The 273-nt window shown below is 44.3% G+C and carries 1 protein-coding gene; it reads right to left on the bottom strand.

What is annotated here, in order from left to right; all coding sequences use genetic code 11:
• The coding region (locus AWW67_RS19035; protein WP_176700034.1) for an Ig-like domain-containing protein at positions 1-273 on the bottom strand (273 nt) is incomplete at both ends.

Below are 273 nucleotides of genomic sequence, written 5' to 3'. Positions count from 1 at the left end.
ATGCTCCGTTGATCGGATTAGCTGCCGTGCTTGAAATAAGTACTGTTGGAGCTGTTAGATCAGCAGTAATACTAAACTGAGTGGCAGCGGTATTTCCATTCGTTGCGGCATCTTGGGCTACATTAGCCGCTACATCAATGGTTACTGTGCCATCAGTTATTGGGGTAATTAAAGCGGTATAAACAGAAGTACTTGTGGCTGTAAAGTTAGAAGCTGTCGCGTTTCCTAAAGTAATATCTCCCACTGCAAAACCAGTGACTGCTTCGCTAAAGG

Source organism: Roseivirga seohaensis (assembly GCF_001592945.1).
Taxonomy (GTDB): domain Bacteria; phylum Bacteroidota; class Bacteroidia; order Cytophagales; family Cyclobacteriaceae; genus Roseivirga; species Roseivirga seohaensis.
This window is presented reverse-complemented; position numbering and strand designations above follow the sequence as displayed.